This window comes from Ochrobactrum sp. P6BSIII, assembly GCF_014138065.1.
Classification (GTDB): domain Bacteria; phylum Pseudomonadota; class Alphaproteobacteria; order Rhizobiales; family Rhizobiaceae; genus Brucella.
In genome coordinates this window covers 108,247-130,012 of record NZ_JACGXB010000012.1, presented here as the reverse complement: position 1 = coordinate 130,012, position 21,766 = coordinate 108,247, and the positions used below count along the sequence as shown (strand labels likewise).

Sequence of the window (21,766 nt, the reverse complement as noted above, 5' to 3'; positions counted from 1 at the left end):
TTTGCGGTGTTGTGCCGCTTATATAGTCATGAATGGCGGCAAGGTCACGGGAAAGATCACTGTTTTGCAGGGATCGCGCCTGTGGTCCGGCGATCCAGCGCCCGCAAGGCTGCCGCACGCGAGGTCGGGATCGGGATGTTGCTCAAACCGGCGGGTTGAGGGGCGTTCTGCCCGGACAGAATTTCGGAGACCGTCATTTCGGGCTTTTCAACTTCGGCTTTGGGCTGCGCTTCAGCAGGCGCGTCTTTTTTGTTACCGAAACGCTGGCTGAGATAATCGAGCATCTGCCCGCTGCCCTTGAGCAAACCACTGCCAGCGCTGGAAATCAGCGACGTGCCATTCTCGCAGAAACTTGGATTGTCCACGCAAAGCTTGCCGATCTCAATGGCCGTTTTGCCATTGGCCAAAAGCTGATCCACGGTGCTCCGCTCACCATTCGCCGCACCTTGCGCCTCGCCACGTGTTTGGGAGACTGCGGCAGGCTTTTCGGCGATGTTATTTTCCTGTTCCGCTGGGAAAAAGCGCGGCATCACAATGAATGCCAGAGATAGCCAGAATACGGATTTGATGAGGAAGCGGATCATGGCCTTGTTGCTGTGGCGCGCCTTTAATTAATCGAACAATGTCGCCAATGTCCGATGAAATCGAAAAGATTCCGTAACCGCGCGATTCGCAATTCTGTGATGTGTGGGTTGCGAGGCGGAAGATTGTGCCATCTTCGCGCTTTCGTACAAGCGATCGCTACCCTCTGTTTACCATAGGTCGAAAAGCACGGCCCTGATGATGCTTATCTGCATTCATGGGCATCGTTTTATCGTTTCCTTAAAGCCTCACCTGCAATCTGAGGCTCGCCGGGAATGTTCCCTTCTGAATGTTGCTGGCCGATGAGTATGTGTATGAGTTTGAGTGAGTAGGGCACGTTGAACGCCATTCTTTTGAAAGCAGCTAAGACCGTTCGCACTGGCGTGCAGACGCTCGGCCGTTTTTACGAACGTTTCTGCCGCCGCTGGGTAATCAAGCCCGATGCGATGGCCATGCGCGTTGTCGGCTCGGTCATTGCCGTGCCGGTGCTGCTTGTCGCTGCCGTGCTGGCTTCCGGCCTTGCGCCGAACCTGACCGAATTTGCCATTCTCGCCGCCAGCTTTGCCGGTGTGGCGATGATTTTCTGCGCTCTCTCACTGATGGGATTGAGCGCTGCCATCCTCGGAACAGTAAACTTTGCCGCCTATGGCGCTGGACTTGCTACGATTGGCATGGTCTCCAGCAGCAATGCCGCCTTGTGGCTGATGGCAGCCGCCTTGCCGCTGGAAATCTGGCTTGTCAGCCGCAAGCCTGCTGCCGCAATTGCTGGCGCTGTTGCAGCCCTTGCCATTGTCAGCGCTTTTGCGATGACGAGCGGCGGTGTGATTGCCGGTGGTTCGCTGGCATCTGTCACGGTGCTGGTTCTCTATGCGGCCAGCCTTGTCGCACGCAGCGTCGGTCTGGCCGTCAAGCCGCAGCATAGCGAAGCGGTGGCGCCGCAGGTCGCTGTTGCCGAAGGCGACGTGCAGTTCGTGCTCGATGCAGAAGGCGTCATCGCATCTGTGGGCAACAAGACTGCAAAGCTTCTTGGCATGCAGCCAAAAATGCTGGAGGCGACCGCGCTGGTCGATCGCGTCCATGTGGCCGACCGGGTGCACTATCTTTCGCTTCTAGCTGATCTGCGTTCGGGCATCGCGTCTCGCTGTGTCGATATCCGTTTGCGTTCCATCGAAGCTAGCAGCCCGGTTTTCCGCGCCTATCGTCTGGAAGGCCTGAATGCTGCTGGCATCATCACGCTGGTGGGTCGGTCGCTGGAAGGCGAACAGAAGCTTCTGGATGAAATCGCAACACTGAAGGCCGAACTGGAATCGGAGCGCGTCGGCAAGGGCCGTCTGCTGGCTTCGGTCAGCCATGAACTGCGCACGCCGCTCAATTCCATTATCGGCTTCTCCGACATGCTCTCGCATGGGGTGGGCGGTCAGCTCGCCAATGAAAAGCATCGCGAATACGCCGGTCTGATCCATCAGTCGGGGCATTATTTGCTGGAACTGGTGAATGCGGTTCTCGACAATTCGCGGCTTGAAACCGGCACTTACGGTATTGCGCCGCAGAGCTTTGCCTTCCGCGACGCGGTAGAAATGTGCACCTCCGTGCTGCTGCCGCAGGCGGAAAAGAAGGGCGTTGCCTTCTGCCACCGCGTTGGCGCTGGCGTTGGCGAACTGACGGCAGATCGTCGTGCGGTGCAGCAGATCCTTCTCAATCTGGCGGCCAATGCCGTGAAGTTCACCGAGACCGGCGGTTGCGTCACCATCGACGCCGCCCGTGTCGTGGCTGACGGTCGCGCCATGCTTGAAATCAGCGTTTCGGACACTGGTATCGGTATCGAGCCGGAAGACTTGCAGCGCATCGGCATGCCATTTGTGCGCGCCGACAACAGCTATACGCGCGCGCAGGAAGGAAGCGGCCTTGGACTATCCGTGGTCAAGGGCCTTGTGGAATTGCATCAGGGATCGATGAACCTCAAGAGCTGTCCCGGCGAAGGCACGGTCGTAACGATCCGCCTTCCGGTGGCAGGTCCGCAATATCTCGCGGGAGATGACGAACAACAGGAACTTGGCACGGTGATCGATATGCACCGTCACCAGGGAGAAAGGCGCAATGACTGGCAGAACGACGAAGACCGGGAGCAGAACCCAGAGCGGGTCGCAGAACAGATCCACACGCAGACCCGCAAAACAGCGTAGTCTGGGGGCCAGGCTCCTTAAATTCTTCTTCAACTCGGCCTCGGCACTTGCCATCGTTGCCGGTGACTTTGTCGTGCGCAATCCGGTTCTGACCGGCGGGGCGACGGCGTTTCTCGTGGTGATGAGTTTCGTTTCCGCCAATGCGCTCTGGTATCAGCCAGAGGCGCACAATGCCGTGTTCTTCCGCACAAGACCTGATTTCGTGTTCAAGCCGACGCCGCGCGCAGTTCTGCCCGGCGCTGCCGCCAGTCAGCCGGAAGCAAAGCCCGTCGAAACGGCAACGGTCGAACCGCAGCCTACCGGCAATACGACCGCGCAAGGCGTGAACGGTGCCGACCTGTCGGCAGATCGCATGCATGTCACTGCGACGGACGATATGCTGCCAGCACTTGCGCCGAACGCCGATCTGGAAATTGCCCGTCTGCAGCAGCGTCTTTCCATGCTTGGCGTCTATAAGGGCCCGGTCGATGGCTTTACCGGCCCGCAGACCCGCGAGGCTGTGGATCGCTGGCGCGCTTTGCAGCAGAAGCTCGGCGTGCAGCAGGCCAGTGTTCCGGCTCAGGTCGAAAGCCCAGCGCCCGCGCAACAGGATGATGTCGCCAAGGCTATCGAAGTGGTGGCTGTGCCGACGCCGCGTCCGCAATTATCAGCGCAACCGGCTGTGTTGAAAAACGAAACACCTGCAAAGACGAAGCCTGATCTCGCGAACTATCAAAAGCCGGTTCAGAAGAAGGAACCGGCTGGTGCACCGGCAGGTCCGGCGGAGAAAATCTCATCGCAGGATATCATCCGCGTGCAGGCCGGGCTGAAGGCTTTCGGCAATGATATGGTGCCGGTCAATGGCCAGCAGGGCAAGGCGACGGAATCTGCCATTCGCGAGTTCCAGAAGTTGTTCAACATGCGTCAGACAGGCGAAATCGATTCCACGCTCATCGCCAAGATGCGTGAAATCGGGCTCATCAGCTAGAAGCATTTCCAGCAAAAGTGCGAAGCGGTTTTGCGTCGGATAATGTTTAAGAAAAAAGTATTTACGCGACCATGCGACTGACTTCGGATTTCTGGGTTTCCGCATTGATCCGCCGGGTGCAGGGTGAGGGCGGCTTTGCCTATCTTGCCCGCCGCGGATCGACGGAAGCGGGCGCGATCTTCATCAAGGTCAGCTCGCGTCTTGGCACGTGCGATCTCTATTCGCCAGCGCCGCAGACGTCCTATGAGGAAGATAATGATGGCGAGCGCAAGTTCCTGCGCATTCTCCACGATGCCGATGACATGACGGCAGGTGACAGGATGCAGAGGGAAATCCGCTTTGATCCGGACCTATGGCTGGTCGAACTGGAAGATGTGGCCGACGCGTCTCTGTTCTTCGCCATCGCGCAGGACGGCGAGACTTTCTAACTTTACTTGACGAGCCTGTTATCCGTAGCCGGTGCATCGCTATTGGCGGCATCCGCCAGCGGCTCGTCATCATCGGCCATTTCACGCAGTTTGCTGCGCAGCATGGCCGACATGTCTTCGGCTTTCCAGCGGCGCACGAGAGCCATGGCTTTTTCCCGGTCGATGGAACGGTAGATATGCACGAATTCGCGCAGGCCATCGCGGTCGGTGTCGATGGTGCCAAGAACGGCGGTCATCACCAAAAAGCATTCGGCGGCTGGAAGGCCAAGCGCCTTCAGCGCGATAGGCAGATGTGATTCCGGCCATTTCCCGATAACGGCATCGGCGCGCTCGAACGACAGATCAAGCGCGTCAGCAAGCGCGTTGCGGAAAAACTGGCTGTCGATCAAAAGCGAGGTTTCGATCAGCCGGTCGGAGCCGAGCAAGGTTCCTGCATTGAAGAACGGCTGTTGCAGCGCACGGGCCAGACGTTCCGAACTGCCGCCGCTCATCAAAGGCGCTTTGGCCGCCGACAGATCGGGTATTTGCGGTTTTTCGAGCGGCTCGGCTTCGATGTTCGCGAGATTGTCTTGCAGCGTCAGTGTGCGATCGATCACCGGGTCGGCAAAGCTGCGCAGCACGCCTTGCAGCAGAATATCGCCGGACTGGCGACGGGCAATGGCGCGGGCATGGGCAAGGCCATGTTGGCCGATGAGATCAATCAGGTCGCCCGGACGCAGCAGCGGCGAGCGCAAAAGAATGGGAGCGGAGATTTCCACCGGCTCGGCGGCAAGTGCCAGCACGACGCGGCGTGGGGCTTCTTCCAGCTGGGCGAGGGCATTGGCCGCGTGACGTTTGCCGCGCGTGGTCGCGCATTGCAAAAGCGGCATCACCAGATCTTCGAGCTGCTGCATGTCCTGACGACCGGGGCGCGTGATACCGGCGAACGCAGAAATAGCGGCGGCCAAAAGGTCGTCCGCCTTGCTCCCCGCTTTTGAATTCGACGGGCTCCGGTTGCCTGAAATTTCCTCCAGGGCGCGGAACTGATCATTTGTCACGCAGAATACTCCGGTAGGCATACACTCGCTGCCATCAAACGTCCCCGCAATGGCCAGCACACCGGATAATAGGCACCAAGCCTTAGCAACTCATTAACCGTGCCGCAGAAGATGTGGGATCGCGGCAGGCAGCATTCAGCTGCCCTCGAAGGGTGCGCAACGGGCTGCGTCGAAGAAGCGTTGCACCTCTTCCTTCCAGGTCGCATCCGGCATGAAGACACGCAGAACGGCGGCGCCTTCGCCGATATTCTGCTCGACCGCCAGAGACTGCGCATCGATCTGCGAACCATCCGCCTTGAGGCTCGCCATGCCGACAGGATCAGCGATGATGAGATCGAGCTTGCGCTCGTTGGAGACGTTATCGTTGATGCTGTAGAGATTATCGCCGTTCGGCGCATAGATCGACAAAGACCAATAGGGGACAATGCCCGTGGTGGTCATATGAACGGGCCCATCGGCCAGATCGAAGCGGCAGGTGGCCTCCTTGACCAGCGGGTCTCGATCGCTGACCGGGCCCTTCTTTTCATCAAGCGCGACAAAGCGATATGGGCTCGTCGCATTTTCAATGCGCGCCCAGGCATTCGTATCCGAGTAAACCGGAACGAGAAACAGCACGCAGATGTGGACGATGGCCGCACCGACGAGACCAAGCAGGATGAGGCGGATGAGACTACCCATGATTGTCATCCATGGCAGTCATCCCCTGTGCGCACAAGGGCGGGCATGACGAGATCGGACAGGCCGGACGAGCTTGCGGCGGGCGTGTCATAGAGTGTCATGACGAGGACCAGCCCGCCTTGGCCCTCCACCGGCAGCCAGTTTCCTGTGCGGGCATCGGGACCGATGGTGATGGAAACGCTGCCGTCGCTATCATACAGGGCTTCCTGCGAATGAAGCGCTGCTTGCAGGCCATCACGCGGCTTGATGGGATTAAGGTTGGCCGTGGCCGGATAGACAGTCCAGAACCGGGCCGGCGGTGTGGCTCCCGTCAGGCGATAGGTGCAGCCGCGTTGCAAGTCGCGCCCGCTGCTGTCCCGGCGCGCATAGAAAGGCAGGCCTTCCGCTGTGCCAAGCGCCAGATAGGCCTTGCGGGCGGCGCGAGCGCGGGAATAGGGGTCGGCATCGGCAGTTCCATCGTCGGGGAATGCCGTCCATGCGCCAACCTGCAATTCCCCGAAGCCGTTGAAACGGTCGAGGATGAAATGGACGCTGAAAATGCCTCCGCCGAGCGCAAGCGCCAGTACAAAAGCGGCTTTGAGAATGGTTTTAAGCATGGATTGCGAGCTTACATCCTCAAAGTACCGAAATCTTGGTCCGCTCGGCAATCTTTGGCAGAGGCGGTGCGGCCATGAAACGCTCATGCAACTCCTTGAGAACCTTTGTTGCCATCGGTGAAAGAACCCGTGGCGGCGCGGCCATGGTTTCTTCCGGCTTGGCGTTGGCCACCTGCGGCGCCGGATTTTTCGGCGGGGCGGGGAAGGGCGGCGTCACGCCGGGGATCGGCTTCAGTTCGACGTTTTGATGCGCATAGGACATCATGCGCTGCCAAGCCATGGCAGGCAGAATACCGCCGGTCATTTCCTTCATCGGCGTGAAGTTGTCGTTGCCGAACCAGACTGCCGCCGTGAAATTGCCGGTGAAGCCGACAAACCACGCATCGCGATAATTCTGCGTTGTGCCGGTCTTGCCGCCAACGCGTGTCATCGGCAGCGCTGCACGGCGGCCCGTGCCGCGTTCCGGCACCTGAACCAGCATGGAATTCATTTCGAAGGCGGATTTTTCCGACAAAGCGCGGTGCGGTTTGGGTGCGTCACGGGTGAAATCCCACAGCACGCGACCGTCCGAAGAAACGATCTGCGTAAAGGCGTGGCGATTGCCTGCCATGCCGGCATTTGGAAACACATTGAAGCCGGTGGCCTGATCCATCACCGTCATTTCGGATGTGCCGAGCACCATCGTCTTGTGGGATGAGATCGGCGATTCCACACCCATAGCCTTGGTCAGTGCCACGACCGGCGCGGTTGTCAGATAGTCCTTCGCAAGACGCACGGGCACGCTGTTCAGCGAACGCACGAGCGCCGTCGTCAGATCGACCCGGCCCGCAAAACTGCGGCCATAGTTGCGCGGTGACCAGTTACCCCAGCTGACCGGCGCATCGGAAACGATTGTATTGGGCGTAAGGCCTTTTTCCATCGCCGCTGCATAGACATAGGGCTTGAAGGACGACCCTGCCTGACGCAAAGCCCGGGTGGCGCGGTTGAACTGGCTTTCGCCATAATCGCGCCCGCCGACAAGCGCCCGCACCGAGCCGTCATTGGCGAGAACGACAGTTGCGGCTTCCGCAACATTATATTCCTTGCCGAACTGGCGCAGGTGATATTCGAGCGATTCCTCCGCCGCCCGCTGGATATTGCTGTCCAGTGTGGTGCGCACGATCAGTGTGTGCTGCGGCATGTGCCCCGCAACCCGCTTGACCTCGTCGAAGGCCCAGTCGAGGAAATAATCGGGGCTTTCATTCTTGGCGCGGTCGATAACGCTTGCCGGATGCCGGCGCGCAACGGCGACCTGACCTTCGCTCAGGAAACCGCTTTCAACCATATTGGACAAGACGACATTGGCGCGTGCACGCGCGGCAGGCAGATTGACATGCGGCGCGAATTTGGCAGGCGCCTTGAACAGGCCTGCCAGCATGGCGGCTTCGGCGAGCGAGACATCCTTGATGTTCTTGCCGAAATAGAATTCCGACGCGGCTGCGATACCAAATGTGCCGCCACCCATATAGGCGCGGTCGAGATAGAGCTGAAGGATTTCCTTCTTGCTCAGATTGCTTTCCAGCCACAGAGACAGGAAGGCTTCCTTGATCTTGCGCTCCAGCGTTCGTTCGTTGGAAAGGAACAGGTTTTTCGCAAGCTGCTGGGTGATGGTCGAACCGCCCTGCACAACGCCATTGGCGCGCATATTCTGGCTGAGTGCACGGCTCAGGCCCCAGAAATCGATGCCATAATGATCGAAAAAGCGGCGGTCTTCGGTGCCCAGAACTGCCTTGATAACGTGATCCGGCAATTCGTCGATGGGAACGGCCTGACGGTGCAAAATGCCGCGCTGGCCGATTTCATTGCCGTATCGATCAAGGAAAGTGACGGCGTAGTCATCCTGCGAGCGCCAGTCTTTCTTGGTTTCCTCAAAGGCGGGAAGCGCCAGCATGAGAAGCACCACGGAACCCGCAACGCCAAGCGTAAAGCCTTCGTCCAGAACCTCGACGACAAAACGCCTGAAGCCGCGCACGCGAAAGCGGCGCGAAAAAATGGTGATGTTTTCCCACCATTCGCCAAGACGGAAATGCAGATTGTACAAGCCTGAATCAATCCAGGCGTCGAGCCCAATCAGGCGTGAAACCCGGAAGGGTTTCCGCTGCTTTTTTCCGGAATCTTTGTCTGCCGTATGACGCATAAACTCTGACTTCGGCACTAGAGGATCGGGAAATACAATGAACTTACTCTTATATTATAGCAAACTAATAGGCCACGAGCCTAGTGGGTGGAAGTTGACGTTTGGTTGCCAGCCGACAGATGAGCAAAAATTTAATGGCAATCGTGAAAAGAACGCAGAAACATGAAGTTGCCAGATATTTTTTAATCCTATTGTTTGTCCCGCCGATGAAACAGGTACTCAGTTTGCGCTCATTGTTTAGTAACAGCTCAAATGCCAAATTGAACCATGCTATCAAAAATAGGAATATAATCCTTGACTGCGTAACGGTATTTTTGTAGCCTTTAGTCAGGGTCGAAGAAGTGTTGGCCCTGATGGATGAATGCCCGGAGCTAATGGGATCTGAAGTATTTGTAACCCCGCAGGCGCACTTGCTAGCGGGGTTTTTCGTTTTGGGTGTGTGGCACCGCAGGCCTCCAACATAAAATGAGCTCCTGCCGTCCGTTGCGGATATCGGCCACCCGTCGCGTATCACTCGTCAAGAGTGTGGAAGCTCCAGGAACTTGATCAATATTGGGGATTCTCATGAGCAATTTGAACGATATGCTTGTTTTTGCCATGGCATCGCCATGGTTTGCCAAAGTGACAGGTGCAGTTGCAGGGGCGGTGGTCTCACTTGTCTATACTTTTCCCCGAAGTAGACGCGAAATGGTCGCTCGCCTGGTCGTTGGTGTAATATGTGGGGTGATTTTTGGCGGGGCGGTTGCAGTTAGAATTGCTAACTCATTTGGCCTCACGGTGACATTTGATAAAACCGAGCTGATGTTGATGGGATCGGCGTCAGCCAGTTTTGCTGCTTGGTGGACGCTGGGGCTTCTCAAGTGCTTCATAAAGCGGCAAGCACCCCCATCTCTGCTGCATGTCCCTTCTGACAAAAACGGCATGAACGGCAATGTGTGAATAAAGTTGGATGATAATCGCAGCTGGTGGTCTTAAAGATGCCAGCAACTATGCCTCCTTTGAGCACTCAGGCGAGGTATTTTAAGTTATCCTCCAAAACTTGTTATGGTGTGATACTCTCTTCGTGCGATATGTTTCTTCTCCAGACTGGGCAAGATGCAGCGTTATCATGCGGACGGTCCGTTGTTCTGATACACGCGTTTAACGATGTGACGTTCTTAATCTTTTGAAGAATTTTGGGTTTAGCGGAGGAAGTAGAGAAGCTCTCTCGCGCCGAGCCTTTGCCTATGTACGGTTAATGGCAGCGTCAGGTGCCGCTGTGCGGCGCGAGCAGGTCACTTCTCGGTTGGGATTTATGCCAAAGCGATTCGCACCACCGACGTGGGTGTCGGCGCGTTTGAGCTGCGCGTTGCGATGGTCAGCACAAAAATCGGGGCCGGTGATGTGGCTGTACTCAATCTGGCGGCTGGCTTATAATTGGAGAAACAAAATGACGGACGACAAGGCCTGGTATCTTTCCCGCACCGTCTGGCGGGGCTAGTCTCGATTATTCTAGGGCTGGCGGGGGCTTTCGGGGTCGCGGACAGTGCTGTCGATCAAGTTGCGCTAACGGATGTTTTACTGCAACTAGCCGCTGCAATCGCTGGAATTGTTACGATATTCGGTCACATCACGGCAACTTCACGCATTTCATAATTTCACAAAGCGTGATAGCAAAGGGAAATTATCCTTTAAGGTCTATAGCGAGAACAGCCTGTTCATGCATCGTTCAGCTGTCGTGCGCTATATAAGGCGGCATGATGAAAAAGAACTCTGCACTCAAAGTTTTCGCGCTTCTCGCGGTGAGTTTTGGCTTGTTGCCCATCGGCGGCATTGTCGATGCTGGCGCCATGCCGATTGCTGCGCCGCAGACCTCCAATCTTCTGATTGCGGCTGCCGGTGACTGTGCCGCCGTGGGCGAACAGGTTGCCGCCAAACAAGGCGGGCAACTTGCCAAGGCCACGCCTTCTACCCAGAACGGCGCGCCGGTCTGTGTTGTCGTCGTGCTCGTTCCGGGCCGCGATGGCGAACGTCCGCGCCGCGTCGAAGTGGCTGTGCCCAATCGATAAAAATTCCCGGCATGGGTTTTGAAGCCGGTTTGCATTGTCACAAGCAGACCGGCTTTTCCGTTGCATATGATCCGTTGAAGGGAGACAGCCCGCTTGCGTATCCTGATTGTTGAGGACGACAAGGACCTGAACCGGCAACTTTCCGATGCGATGGTTGCCGCAGGTTACGTGGTCGATAGCGCCTATGACGGCGAAGAGGGCCACTTTCTGGGTGATACGGAACCGTATGATGCGGTGATTCTCGATATCGGCCTGCCGCGTATCGACGGCATCAGCGTTGTGGAACGCTGGCGTCGCAACGGGCGCGCCATGCCTGTCCTCATGCTCACCGCTCGTGACCGCTGGAGCGACAAGGTTGCCGGTATCGATGCCGGTGCGGACGATTATGTCGCCAAGCCATTTCATATTGAGGAAGTTCTTGCCCGGCTTCGTGCGCTCATCCGCCGTGCTGCCGGACATGCCTCGTCGGAGATGGTCTGCGGTCCGCTGCATCTCGACACCAAGACCTCCAAGGCCAGTGTCGATGGCGTATCGCTGAAGCTGACCTCGCATGAATACCGGCTTTTGTCCTATCTCATGCATCATATGGACGAGGTGGTTTCCCGCACGGAACTGGTGGAGCATCTTTACGATCAGGATTTCGATCGCGATTCCAATACGATTGAAGTTTTCGTCGGACGCCTCCGCAAAAAGATGGGCGTCGATCTCATCGAGACCGTACGCGGCATGGGCTATCGTATGCGCTCCGATGCCGGTGCTGATCCGAAGGGGAACGACAACTGAAGCGTTTTCGCGTCATCCCATCGCTCCGCTCTCTCGCCGTTCGCGTTGTCACATTGTCGACGCTATGGGTGATTGCGGCGCTGGTGGTGGTCGCTACCCTTATCGGGTCGCTTTATAGCGATGCCGCCCGCAGTAATTTCGAACGGCTTCTCACCGCACATCTGTTCAGCCTCGTCGGCGCTGTCAGCGTTTCGGCGGAAGGTGTGCTTCAGGGACGACCGGAGCTGGGCGAATTGCGCTATTCCAGCCCGCTTTCCGGCTGGTACTGGTCGGTGGATCCGATCGCACCCAATATGAGCGGAAAGCTGGAATCGCCATCGCTGATTGGACGCATCGTCCCGGAAATGCCGATAACACAGGCGCCTTTCGACAGTTCCTTCATGCGCAGCTATTCCTTGCCGGGGCTTAACGGCGAAGAGCTTTTCATCGTCGAAACGGAAGTTGTGCTGGACAATTCTGGCCGCGTGGCCCGTTTCCGCGTTATGGGCAATCTCAGCGAAGTCATGAACGAGATTTCTGATTTCAAGACCAAGCTTGCCGCATATCTGGCGGTGTTCGGCATCGGCAGTATCCTGATCAATGCGGCAATCATTCTGTTTGGTTTGCGCCCGCTGGATAAGGTGCGTCAGGCGCTTGCCGATATTCGCGAGGGACGCTCATCGAAGCTCGATGCCTCGCTGCCGATGGAAATTGCGCCGCTTGCCCGCGAAATGAATGCGCTGATCGAAAACAATCGCCGAATCGTTGAACGATCCAGAACGCAGGTTGGCAATCTCGCCCATTCGCTGAAGACGCCGCTCTCTGTGCTTGTCAATGAAGGTCGCACCATTGGTGGCGATCAGGGACGCGTCGTGCAGGAGCAGAGCGAGGCCATGCAGGTGCAGATCCAGCATTATCTGCAACGCGCGCGCATTGCAGCGCAGCGGGATAGCGTGGTTTTCCGCACTTCTGTCGCGCCGGTGATGGAGCGCATGCATCGCGTAACTGCCAAGCTTAACCCTGCACTCCATGTCAGCTTGCGCAATGATCTCCCGCACGCGATCTTCGCTGGCGAAAAGGAAGACCTTGAGGAAATCGTCGGCAACCTTCTCGAAAATGCGGGAAAATGGGCGAGCCGCCGTGTGAGTATTACTCTGAGGTCAGCCTCGGATGCCCAGCGGCAGTTCGAAATCGCGATCGAGGATGATGGGCCGGGGCTAGAGGCTGACAAGATCGAGGCAGCGTTGAAACGCGGTAGCCGCGTGGACGAAACGAAGCCCGGTACGGGCCTTGGTCTTGCCATCGTGCAGGATACGGTTCGCGAATATGGCGGGCAGCTGCATCTGGACAAAAGTCCGATGGGAGGCTTGCGTGTTCGTACCGTGTTGCCGCTTGCGGAAGATTAAGGTTGCGATTTAAGTTAAAGCGATGTCTTTGCTTTTTAGCATTTGCGTATGCAAAACGATTTCGCACTTTTGCTGAAAATGCTCTAAGAAGCTGACATTTAGAGAGCGCATGATGCGATAATATGCAAGCTCATTGGTTCATGAGGGCCGGTTTGTTATGATGATGAAATTCAGGTTTTCTTCTCCGGCTGTGGTTGTTCCAACCCTGATTGCCCTGTCGATGGTCTTGTCGGCATGCGGGACATCGGGCGGTGGCAGAGGGCTGACCTCGCTTGGCGGTTCGTCATCGTCAGCGAAGCCGGAATCGAGCCTGCTCGCATCTCTGGGCAACGGCCTGCTCGGCAACACGGCAAACCAGCTCAGCCCGGGCGACCGGAGAAAGGCGCTGGAAGCCGAATATCGCGCTCTCGAATATTCTCCGGCGGGCAAAGCCGTTTCGTGGAGCGCCGGATCGAATTCCGGTGATGTGACGGCGGCGCAGCCTTATCAGGTTGGCTCACAGAACTGCCGCCAATATTCGCATACTTTCGACATTGGCGGTTCGCAGCAAACCGTGCGCGGCACTGCCTGCCGCAATACGGACGGCAGCTGGACACCGCTGACCTGATCTGTCGCAAACAGGCCATTGGAACCGCGAGCGCGCCTTTGCGGCGAATTGCCCTAGGCGGCCAGTTGTGACAGGTATTGGTTGGTTTTTCCCATGCCTACGCTTAAGTCGTAGCCATGGGATTTTGGTTGATTGCAGCATTACTGACGTTAGCAGCCACTTTGGCTGTCTTGTTGCCTCTCACGCGGCGCAAGCAGGCTTTTTTGCCTGCCGAAAAGAATGATCTCGAGGTCTACCGCGATCAGCTGCGCGAACTCGAAGCAGATGCCGCGCGCGGCATGATTGATGCGCAAAGCGCCGAACAGGCGCGGATTGAAATCTCCCGTCGTATTTTGAGTGCCGAAAAAGAAAGCCAAGACGCTGCAAACGCAGCGCAGTCTGCGGGTTCAGGCCGCGTTCTGGCACTCATCGCCGTACTGGCCGTGCCGCTGATCGCATGGGGCGTCTATCCGCTGTTTGGCAAGCCCGACGTACCCTCCATGCCGCTTGCCGGGCGTCTCTCTGACAATCCTGATCGCGGTTCGGTCGATGAACTCGTCGCGCGGGCGGAAGCGCATCTGGCGAAAAATCCTGATGATGCACGCGGCTGGGATGTGCTGGCGCCGATCTACATGCGTCTTGGCCGTCCGGCTGATGCGGTGAATGCCTATCGTTCGTCCATCCGTATCGACGGTGAAAATTTCCCACGCCTGCTGGGGCTGGCGGAAGGACTTGCCGCAGTTTCTGGCGGCACAATCACTGCCGAGGCGGAGTCGTTTCTGAACAAGGCGGTTGAGCTTGAGCCGAACGATCCGCGTCCGCAGTTCTATCTTGCGCAAGGCGAAATGCAGGACGGCCGCCCGGATGCTGCAATTGCCCGTCTTAGGACACTTCTGGACAAGGCTCCAGCCGATGCTCCCTGGCGTGGTCAGGTCGAGCAGGCTATCGCGCGGCTGAGCAATCCTTCGGACAATCAGTCGACCCAGCAAAAAGGCCCGTCATCCGACGATATCGAGGCGGCTTCGTCTCTGTCGGCGGAAGATCGTCAGGCCATGATCGAGGGCATGGTTCAACGTCTGGATGAAAGTCTTCGCCAAAATAGCGGGGATGTCGAAGGCTGGAAGCGTCTCGTGCGCTCCTATATGATCCTGCATCGCCGCGATGCGGCGCTTGATGCCCTGAACCGGGGCATGACCGCCCTTGCGGAAGAACAGCGGACCGAGCTTCGCAGCTTCGCATCCGGCTTGGGCTTAGAGGCACAAAAATGAGCGCGACCGCAGAAGAAAACGCACGCAAGCCAAAGCCGGCCAGCAGTCTTGCCCGGACAATTGGCCAGAGAAAACGCAAGCGCCTTATGCTGATCGGTGGCGCGCTGGCGGTTCTGGCCGTGGCGGTGGGGCTGATGCTGATGGCCTTCAATCAGGACATCCGGTTCTTCCGCACGCCCGCCGACCTGACGGAACAGGAATTGACCTCGGGCTCGCGCTTCCGCCTTGGCGGTCTGGTTGAGGAGGGCTCGGTCAGGCGCGATGGCAGTGAGCTGTACTTTACGGTCACCGATACGATCAAGACTGTGAAAGTGGTGTTTGAAGGCATTCCGCCAGACCTGTTCCGCGAAGGGCAGGGTGTGGTGGCCGAAGGGCGTTTCGGACAGGACGGCGTGTTCCGCGCCGACAACGTGCTTGCCAAGCACGACGAAAATTATGTTCCAAAAGACCTTGCCGACAGCCTGAAAGCCAAAGGCGTCTGGGAGGGCAAATAACCATGCGTGAGCGTTTGGACAGATCGGGAGACTGCCTATGAGTGTCGAGATCGGCCATTTCGCGCTGGTGCTGGCGCTGGCTCTATCGATTGTTCAGTCGGTCGTGCCGGTTATCGGTGCGCGCCGACGCGACACGCAGCTCATGTCGGTGGCCGTGCCAACGGCGATTGCAGTCTTCGCGCTGGTCTGCCTGTCTTCAGCGGTTCTGGTTCACGCTTATGTCGTGTCGGATTTCTCTGTGCTGAATGTCGTCGAAAACTCGCATTCGCAAAAGCCGCTCCTCTACAAGATCACCGGCGTTTGGGGAAACCACGAAGGCTCCATGCTGTTGTGGGTGTTCATCTTGACGCTTTTCAGCGCGCTGGTCGCAGCATTTTCCGGAAACCTGCCTGAGACTTTGCGCGCCAATGTTCTGGCCGTTCAGGGCTGGATCGGCGTGGCCTTTCTGGCCTTCATCATCTTCACGTCGAACCCGTTCACGCGCATCCTTCCGGCTCCAATGGAAGGCGGTGATCTCAATCCGATCTTGCAGGATATCGGCCTCGCCATTCATCCGCCGCTGCTTTATCTCGGCTATGTCGGCTTTTCGGTCTGCTTCTCCTTTGCGGTTGCGGCCCTTCTGGAAGGTCGTCTTGATGCGGCCTGGGCGCGCTGGGTGCGACCATGGACACTGGTCGCATGGACGTTCCTGACCGGCGGTATCGCGATGGGTTCCTACTGGGCCTATTACGAGCTTGGCTGGGGCGGCTGGTGGTTCTGGGATCCGGTCGAAAACGCGTCCTTCATGCCCTGGCTGGTCGGCACTGCCTTGCTGCATTCCGCGCTGGTCATGGAAAAGCGCTCGGCGCTCAAAATCTGGACAGTCCTGCTGGCGATCCTGACCTTCTCGCTGTCGCTGCTTGGAACTTTCCTTGTCCGCTCGGGCGTGCTGACTTCGGTACACAGTTTTGCGACCGATCCCGGTCGCGGGCTTTTCATTCTCGCCATTCTCGCCATTTTCATCGGCGGTTCTCTGTCGCTGTTTGCCCTTCGCGTGCAAAGCCTGACGGCGGGTGGCATTTTCCATCCAATCTCGCGGGAAGGGGCGCTGGTCTTCAACAACCTGTTCCTGACCACTGCCGCTGCGACTGTTCTGATCGGCACACTTTATCCGCTGCTGCTTGAAGTCATGACCGGCGAAAAGATTTCCGTCGGCGCACCGTTCTTCAACATGACATTCGGGCCGCTGATGATTCCGCTTTTATGTGCGGTTCCGTTCGGCCCGCTTCTGGCCTGGAAGCGCGGCGATCTTTACGGCGTTTCCCAGCGCTTGATGACGGCTTTCGCTCTGGCGCTGGTGGCTGCCGGTATCGTGCTCTGGACCACTTCGGCAAAATCGCTGCTGGCGGCTTGCGGCGTGGGTCTCGCTGCCTGGTTGATTTTCGGCAGCCTCACCGATCTGGTGCAGAAGGCTGGTATCGGCAAGGTTTCGGCAACGAAAGCATGGGCCCGTTTCAAGGGCCTGCCGCGCTCGGTTTTCGGAACAGCTCTGGCGCATATCGGTCTTGGTGTGACGCTGCTCGGCATTGTCAGCGTGACGACCTTCGGCACCGAAAATGTACTCATCATGCGTGCAGGCGACACGGTTAAAGTTCAGGACTACACATTGCGGTTCGAAGGGCTTCGGCCTTTGACCGGTCCGAACTTCACAGAAAATCGCGGCACGTTCACGCTGCTCGATTCGAGCGCGCGCGATCTTGGCCGGATAGAGCCATCCAAGCGCTTTTTCCCCGCACGCCAGATGCCGACGACAGAATCGGGCATTCGCACGCTCTGGTTCAGTCAGGTCTATGTGGCGCTTGGCGACGAGCCGGGTGACGGTTCGGTGGTTGTCCGTATCTGGTGGAAGCCGCAGGTGACGCTGATCTGGTATGGCGCATTGGTCATGATGCTGGGCGGCCTGTTTTCGCTCGCCGACCGCCGTTTGCGTGTTGGCGCACCCGCGTCCAAGCGAAAGACCTCGCCGCAGGAAGCGGAGGCTGCCGCATGAAGATGTGCAAACTCTTTGCCATGTGCTTCTTCGCTATTGCTCTGGTATTTCAGGGCACGGCAGCCTTTGCCGTCAATCCGGATGAGGTTCTGCCCGATCCGGTGCTTGAAAAGCGCGCCCGCACCATTTCCGGCGAATTGCGCTGCATGGTCTGCCAGAATGAATCCATCGATGATTCGAATGCGGAGCTTGCCCGCGATCTGCGTCTTCTCGTCCGCGATCGTCTGAAGGCAGGCGATACGGACGCTCAGGTGCTGGACTTTGTCGTCGCCCGTTATGGTGAGTTCGTGCTGTTGAAGCCGCGCCTGTCGGCCCGCACCGTTTTGCTTTGGGGTTTCCCGGTCATTGTGCTTGTGATCGGCGCTGTGGCGCTTGTCTTTGCATTTCGTGGACGACGCAGGCTCGGCGAAGCAGCGCAGCCGCTTTCTGAAAGCGAAAAAGCAGAACTCGCCCGTCTTCTGAATAATAAATAGTTTTCGATATTTACGAGCGATTTCCTCCCTCGCTCACGGTGAACCTTACGAAACTTTCATGTTGCGGAAATTGAGCGGTAAGGTAGCTCTAACTATCTTGCGCTCTATAAAGGAATTACAGGGCCTCGTTTCCCAAGACGAGAGCGAAGGCCGGATTACCGCTCGTAAGGAGAAATAGATGTCCAGAGCTAGCACTTCCCATTATCGCAAGAGCGTTGCAGCTGTCGCAGTTTGCGCTGCCCTTGCCGGCGCGTTCGTTGCGACTGGCCCGCTTGGCGCGCTCAATGATGCGCGTGCGGAAGCCGTTCAGGTGACGCCGCCGCAGCAGACTGTCGGCTTTGCAGATCTGGTGGCAAAGGTACGTCCAGCTGTTGTCAGCGTGACCGTGAAGAAGAATGTGCAGGACGCAGACAATAGCGGCGGCGGCCAGAATTTCGGATCGCGCGGTTTCGACCAGCTTCCCGACGATCATCCGCTGAAGCGCTTCTTCCGTGATTTCGGCATGGAGCCGCCACGTGGCGATGCGCGTCCAGGTGCACGTCCTGATCGCGGTCCCGGCAAGCGTCCTGGCCGTCCGGGCCACGAACGCCCATATGCACAGGGTTCCGGTTTCTTCATCTCTGAAGACGGTTATGTCGTCACCAACAACCACGTTGTTTCCGACGGTGACGCCTATAGCGTCGTCATGGATGACGGCACCGAACTCGACGCCAAGCTGATCGGTACCGATCCGCGCACCGACCTTGCCGTTCTGAAGGTCGATGACGCCAAGCGCAAGTTCACCTATGTCGCTTTCGGCGATGACAATCAGGTTCGCGTCGGCGACTGGGTTGTCGCAGTCGGCAATCCGTTCGGCCTCGGCGGTACGGTGACTTCGGGTATTGTTTCGGCCCGTGGCCGTGACATCGGCGCTGGTCCTTACGACGACTTCATCCAGATCGATGCGGCCGTCAACAAGGGCAATTCGGGTGGTCCGGCCTTCAACTTGTCCGGTCAGGTCGTCGGCATCAACACCGCCATCTTTTCGCCGTCGGGCGGCAGCGTCGGCATCGCCTTCGCAATCCCGTCGGGCACCGCAAAGCAGGTTGTCGATCAGCTCATCAAGAAGGGCTCGGTTGAACGCGGCTGGATCGGTGTGCAGATACAGCCGGTGACGAAGGATATCGCCGCTTCGCTTGGTCTGGCCGAAGAAAAGGGCGCAATCGTCGCTTCGCCGCAGAAGGATGGTCCTGCAGCCAAGGCTGGCATTCAGTCCGGTGACGTGATTACCGCCGTGAATGGTGAGCCGGTTCAGGATCCGCGTGATCTGGCCCGTAAGGTTGCCGGTATCAATCCGGGCGAAAAGGCTGCACTCAGCGTCTGGCGCAAGAACAAGGCTGAAGAAATCAGCATCACCATCGAAGCCATGCCGCAGGATCTGAAGCAGGCCGGTGGCGCGACTGATGAAGGCAAGGGCAGCCAGCAGAATGAAACGCTCGACAGCTACGGCCTGACAGTCACGCCTTCGGAAGATGGCACCGGTGTTGTGGTCACTGACGTCGATCCCGATAGCGATGCCGCTGATCGTGGTGTGCGCTCCGGCGATGTCATCGTCAGCGTCAACAATCAGGCTGTGAAGACTGCCAAGGATATCAACAGCGCCATTAGCGAAGCCTCCAAGTCGGGTCGCAAGGCTGTGCTGCTGCAACTGCAGAGCAACGATCAGAGCCGCTTCGTGGCCCTGCCGATCGATCAGGGTTGATGACCGGCATCCGCAGCGACTTTTGATGAACTGGATGCCAGGCGGGTAACTGCCTGGCATCATCTTAGAGCGCGTTTCGATCTGATTGTATCAGATCTGCGCTCTAAGTTTTTGTTTGCGCACATCTTATCCGAAAACCGTCTTACACTTTTCGGGATGTGCTTTATCTCCGAATGTAATTTATAAGTGGCGCCATGAAAATTCTCGTTATTGAAGATGACCGCGAAGCTGCTCGTTATCTGGAGAAAGCTTTCAGCGAAGCCGGGCATTCGGCAGATATCGCCGGTGACGGCGAGACCGGCTACACATTGGCCGAAAACGGCACTTATGATGTGCTGGTCGTAGACCGCATGCTGCCGAAGCGCGACGGGCTTTCCGTTGTGGCTGGCCTGCGTGCCAAGGGCATGGAAACGCCCGTGCTGATTCTATCGGCGCTCGGTGAAGTGGATGATCGCGTGACGGGCCTGCGTGCCGGTGGCGACGATTATCTGACCAAGCCTTATGCGTTTTCTGAGCTGCTGGCGCGTGTGGAAGTGTTGCAGCGCCGTTCCAGCCCACGCGAGGCCGACACGATTTATCGCGTCGGCGATCTCGAACTCGACAGGCTAGCGCATACCGCGCGCCGTCAGGATGTTGACATCACGCTGCAACCGCGTGAATTCCGTCTGCTTGAATATCTCATGCGTCATGCCGGTCAGGTTGTGACCCGCACCATGCTGCTTGAAAATGTCTGGGATTATCACTTCGACCCCCAGACCAATGTGATCGACGTGCATATTTCGCGCCTGCGCTCCAAGATCGAAAAGGGCTTTGATGGCCCGCTGCTGCATACGGTGCGCGGCGCCGGTTACATGTTGAAGGCCGGGCGTACAAAACAGACCGCCGCCAAGGTGGACTGATGGGTCGGTTTTCTGCGCTTATGCGCACCACGGCGGTGCGTCTGTCGGCTCTTTATCTGCTTCTCTTTGTCGTCGGCGCTGTCGCTTTGGTCTTCTACATGACCAATCTGTCGGCTTCGATTCTCACAGCCCAGACACAACAGGCGTTGGGTGAAGAAGTGGCGAGCATCGGCAAGAGCTATGCGCGCGGCGGTATTCCGCAGCTTGTGCGCAGCATCGACTATCGTTCGCGCCAGCCGGGCGCCTATCTCTATCTGGTTGCTGATCCATCGGGGCGCATTCTGGCGGGCAATGTCGAAAGCGTAGAGCCCGGCGTGCTGGACACGGATGGCATTGTCGAGCGTGCCTTCGTCTATAAGCGCTATGGTGAGCAGGGGACGGAAAGCGACCACCGCGCCGTCGCCGTGGTGATTGCTCTGCCGAACGGCATGCGTCTGCTGGTCGGGCGCGATCTTGGTGAGCCAGAGCGGTTTCGCGATATCATCCGTAGCTCGTTGATGCTGGCGCTTGGCATCATGGGGGCAGGCGCGCTGCTGATCTGGCTCTTTGTTGGACGCCGCGCCTTGAAGCGTATCGATGACGTGTCCAAGGCTTCGCAGCGCATCATGGATGGTGACCTGACCGGACGTTTGCCGGTCAACGGTTCCGGCGATGAGTTCGACCGTCTATCAGGCAATCTCAACGTGATGCTCGGGCGCATATTGGAGTTGAACGAAGGACTGAAGCAGGTTTCCGATAACATTGCCCATGACCTCAAGACGCCGCTCACTCGTCTGCGCAACCGCGCCGAGGAAGCTTTGGCTGGCAAGAAGGCCGGGCCCGAATATCGCGAGGCGCTTGAAGATATTATCAGTGAGTCGGATCAGCTGATCCGCACCTTCAATGCAATCCTGATGATCTCGCGTCTGGAAGCCGGTTATTCGGCGGAAAACCTCGAAGATTTGCCCGTCGCGCCCATCGTGCGGGATGTGGCGGAAATGTACGAACCGGTTGCCGAAGATGCGAATGTAAAGCTGACGCTTGGTGCCTTGGACGAGGTGGTGCTGCATATCAACCGCGAACTGGTTGGTCAGACGGTTTCCAATCTCGTGGACAATGCGATCAAATATGCCGGTGGCGAGGAGCGCGAGGCCAATGTGTCGCTTGCCATGGAGCGCGACGCCAACTGGGTGCGGATCATCGTTGCCGATAACGGGCCGGGCATTCCGGAGGAAAAACGCGAACAGGCGACAGAACGTTTCGTCCGTCTTGAGGAAAGCCGCACACAGCCGGGTTCCGGCCTCGGTTTGAGTCTTGCCAAGGCGGTCATGAAGTTGCACGGTGGCGCGCTTCGTCTTGAAAGCAACGAACCGGGATTGCGTGCCGTTCTGGAGTTTCCGTTGCCGCATGGTGAGGTGAAATAGCAAAATGTAA

Annotated in this window: 20 protein-coding genes and 1 pseudogene; 16 read left to right on the top strand and 5 right to left on the bottom strand. The window is 57.8% G+C overall.

What is annotated here, in order from left to right; all coding sequences use genetic code 11:
- Positions 1-56: 56 nt before the first annotated feature.
- A complete protein-coding gene (locus FHW00_RS17420; protein WP_078340178.1) occupies positions 57-584 on the bottom strand; it encodes a hypothetical protein in 528 nt (175 codons plus the stop codon).
- Positions 585-920: 336 nt separating this feature from the next.
- Here FHW00_RS17420 and FHW00_RS17415 point away from each other — a divergent pair, with 336 nt between their 5' ends.
- The 3 genes from FHW00_RS17415 (at position 921) to FHW00_RS17405 (ending at position 4,160) form a co-directional block, all read left to right on the top strand.
- Complete coding sequence (locus FHW00_RS17415; protein WP_078340177.1) at positions 921-2,765, top strand: sensor histidine kinase; 1,845 nt, start codon at positions 921-923, stop codon at positions 2,763-2,765.
- Positions 2,680-3,732: a peptidoglycan-binding domain-containing protein gene (locus tag FHW00_RS17410; RefSeq protein ID WP_078340176.1), complete on the top strand. Its 1,053-nt coding sequence runs from the start codon at positions 2,680-2,682 to the stop codon at positions 3,730-3,732. The genes FHW00_RS17415 and FHW00_RS17410 overlap by 86 nt, the downstream gene beginning before the upstream one ends.
- A gap of 71 nt (positions 3,733-3,803) precedes the next feature.
- Entirely contained in the window at positions 3,804-4,160 is a 357-nt protein-coding gene (locus FHW00_RS17405; protein WP_078340175.1) for a DUF1491 family protein, read from the top strand.
- A gap of 2 nt (positions 4,161-4,162) precedes the next feature.
- On the opposite strand, the gene FHW00_RS17400 is transcribed toward FHW00_RS17405, so the two are convergent.
- The 4 genes from FHW00_RS17400 to FHW00_RS17385 form a co-directional block, all read right to left on the bottom strand.
- Positions 4,163-5,197 (bottom strand): DUF2336 domain-containing protein, encoded by a 1,035-nt coding sequence (locus FHW00_RS17400; RefSeq protein WP_078340174.1) that lies wholly within the window; start codon positions 5,195-5,197, stop codon positions 4,163-4,165.
- Positions 5,198-5,332: 135 nt separating this feature from the next.
- Positions 5,333-5,875: a DUF1254 domain-containing protein gene (locus FHW00_RS17395; RefSeq protein ID WP_078340216.1), complete on the bottom strand. Its 543-nt coding sequence runs from the start codon at positions 5,873-5,875 to the stop codon at positions 5,333-5,335.
- Positions 5,876-5,880: 5 nt separating this feature from the next.
- Positions 5,881-6,471 carry a DUF1214 domain-containing protein gene (locus tag FHW00_RS17390; RefSeq protein ID WP_078340173.1) on the bottom strand — a complete coding sequence of 197 codons (591 nt, stop codon included), beginning with the start codon at positions 6,469-6,471 and terminating at the stop codon, positions 5,881-5,883.
- Between the two features lie 19 nt (positions 6,472-6,490).
- A complete protein-coding gene (locus tag FHW00_RS17385; RefSeq protein ID WP_078340172.1) occupies positions 6,491-8,647 on the bottom strand; it encodes a penicillin-binding protein 1A in 2,157 nt (718 codons plus the stop codon).
- Between the two features lie 564 nt (positions 8,648-9,211).
- On the opposite strand from FHW00_RS17385, the gene FHW00_RS17380 reads away from it, so the two are divergent.
- From FHW00_RS17380 to FHW00_RS17320, 13 genes and pseudogenes are all read left to right on the top strand, one after another.
- The gene (locus FHW00_RS17380; protein ID WP_078340171.1) at positions 9,212-9,586 is read left to right on the top strand and encodes a DUF6107 family protein; all 375 of its coding nucleotides are present in this window, start codon (positions 9,212-9,214) and stop codon (positions 9,584-9,586) included.
- 490 nt (positions 9,587-10,076) lie between these two features.
- Positions 10,077-10,282: pseudogene (locus FHW00_RS17375) on the top strand (hypothetical protein).
- Between the two features lie 104 nt (positions 10,283-10,386).
- Positions 10,387-10,695: a hypothetical protein gene (locus tag FHW00_RS17370; protein ID WP_078340170.1), complete on the top strand. Its 309-nt coding sequence runs from the start codon at positions 10,387-10,389 to the stop codon at positions 10,693-10,695.
- A 93-nt stretch (positions 10,696-10,788) separates the two neighbouring features.
- On the top strand, positions 10,789-11,478 hold the full coding sequence (locus FHW00_RS17365; protein ID WP_078340169.1) for a response regulator transcription factor: 690 nt from the start codon (positions 10,789-10,791) through the stop codon (positions 11,476-11,478).
- Between the two features lie 53 nt (positions 11,479-11,531).
- Positions 11,532-12,863, top strand: coding sequence for an ATP-binding protein (locus FHW00_RS17360; RefSeq protein WP_445558213.1), 1,332 nt, complete (start codon positions 11,532-11,534; stop codon positions 12,861-12,863).
- Between the two features lie 157 nt (positions 12,864-13,020).
- Positions 13,021-13,470, top strand: a complete 450-nt coding sequence (locus FHW00_RS17355; RefSeq protein WP_078340168.1) for a hypothetical protein — start codon at positions 13,021-13,023, stop codon at positions 13,468-13,470.
- 116 nt (positions 13,471-13,586) lie between these two features.
- Positions 13,587-14,717, top strand: a complete 1,131-nt coding sequence (gene ccmI, locus FHW00_RS17350) for a c-type cytochrome biogenesis protein CcmI (protein ID WP_078340167.1) — start codon at positions 13,587-13,589, stop codon at positions 14,715-14,717.
- Positions 14,714-15,211, top strand: coding sequence for a cytochrome c maturation protein CcmE (gene ccmE, locus FHW00_RS17345; protein WP_078340166.1), 498 nt, complete (start codon positions 14,714-14,716; stop codon positions 15,209-15,211). Before ccmI ends, ccmE begins: the two co-directional genes overlap by 4 nt.
- A 37-nt stretch (positions 15,212-15,248) precedes the next feature.
- Positions 15,249-17,240, top strand: coding sequence for a heme lyase CcmF/NrfE family subunit (locus FHW00_RS17340; protein ID WP_078340165.1), 1,992 nt, complete (start codon positions 15,249-15,251; stop codon positions 17,238-17,240).
- On the top strand, positions 17,237-17,713 hold the full coding sequence (locus tag FHW00_RS17335; protein ID WP_078340164.1) for a cytochrome c-type biogenesis protein: 477 nt from the start codon (positions 17,237-17,239) through the stop codon (positions 17,711-17,713). Before FHW00_RS17340 ends, FHW00_RS17335 begins: the two co-directional genes overlap by 4 nt.
- 178 nt (positions 17,714-17,891) lie before the next feature.
- Positions 17,892-19,454 carry a Do family serine endopeptidase gene (locus tag FHW00_RS17330; RefSeq protein WP_078340163.1) on the top strand — a complete coding sequence of 521 codons (1,563 nt, stop codon included), beginning with the start codon at positions 17,892-17,894 and terminating at the stop codon, positions 19,452-19,454.
- Between the two features lie 194 nt (positions 19,455-19,648).
- Positions 19,649-20,353: a response regulator transcription factor gene (locus FHW00_RS17325; protein WP_078340162.1), complete on the top strand. Its 705-nt coding sequence runs from the start codon at positions 19,649-19,651 to the stop codon at positions 20,351-20,353.
- On the top strand, positions 20,350-21,756 hold the full coding sequence (locus FHW00_RS17320; protein WP_176168360.1) for a sensor histidine kinase: 1,407 nt from the start codon (positions 20,350-20,352) through the stop codon (positions 21,754-21,756). Before FHW00_RS17325 ends, FHW00_RS17320 begins: the two co-directional genes overlap by 4 nt.
- Positions 21,757-21,766: the final 10 nt, after the last annotated feature.

Excerpts from the sequence above, each read along its gene's own strand:
- FHW00_RS17420 (WP_078340178.1), bottom strand. The coding sequence starts at position 584 with ATGATCCGCTTCCTCATCAAATCCGTATTCTGGCTATCTCTGGCATTC.
- FHW00_RS17410 (WP_078340176.1), top strand. The coding sequence starts at position 2,680 with ATGACTGGCAGAACGACGAAGACCGGGAGCAGAACCCAGAGCGGGTCG.
- FHW00_RS17405 (WP_078340175.1), top strand. The coding sequence starts at position 3,804 with ATGCGACTGACTTCGGATTTCTGGGTTTCCGCATTGATCCGCCGGGTG.
- FHW00_RS17395 (WP_078340216.1), bottom strand. The coding sequence starts at position 5,875 with ATGGGTAGTCTCATCCGCCTCATCCTGCTTGGTCTCGTCGGTGCGGCC.
- FHW00_RS17390 (WP_078340173.1), bottom strand. The coding sequence starts at position 6,471 with ATGCTTAAAACCATTCTCAAAGCCGCTTTTGTACTGGCGCTTGCGCTC.
- FHW00_RS17385 (WP_078340172.1), bottom strand. The coding sequence starts at position 8,647 with ATGCGTCATACGGCAGACAAAGATTCCGGAAAAAAGCAGCGGAAACCC.
- FHW00_RS17380 (WP_078340171.1), top strand. The coding sequence starts at position 9,212 with ATGAGCAATTTGAACGATATGCTTGTTTTTGCCATGGCATCGCCATGG.
- FHW00_RS17370 (WP_078340170.1), top strand. The coding sequence starts at position 10,387 with ATGAAAAAGAACTCTGCACTCAAAGTTTTCGCGCTTCTCGCGGTGAGT.
- FHW00_RS17355 (WP_078340168.1), top strand. The coding sequence starts at position 13,021 with ATGATGATGAAATTCAGGTTTTCTTCTCCGGCTGTGGTTGTTCCAACC.
- ccmI (WP_078340167.1), top strand. The coding sequence starts at position 13,587 with ATGGGATTTTGGTTGATTGCAGCATTACTGACGTTAGCAGCCACTTTG.
- ccmE (WP_078340166.1), top strand. The coding sequence starts at position 14,714 with ATGAGCGCGACCGCAGAAGAAAACGCACGCAAGCCAAAGCCGGCCAGC.
- FHW00_RS17340 (WP_078340165.1), top strand. The coding sequence starts at position 15,249 with ATGAGTGTCGAGATCGGCCATTTCGCGCTGGTGCTGGCGCTGGCTCTA.
- FHW00_RS17335 (WP_078340164.1), top strand. The coding sequence starts at position 17,237 with ATGAAGATGTGCAAACTCTTTGCCATGTGCTTCTTCGCTATTGCTCTG.
- FHW00_RS17330 (WP_078340163.1), top strand. The coding sequence starts at position 17,892 with ATGTCCAGAGCTAGCACTTCCCATTATCGCAAGAGCGTTGCAGCTGTC.
- FHW00_RS17325 (WP_078340162.1), top strand. The coding sequence starts at position 19,649 with ATGAAAATTCTCGTTATTGAAGATGACCGCGAAGCTGCTCGTTATCTG.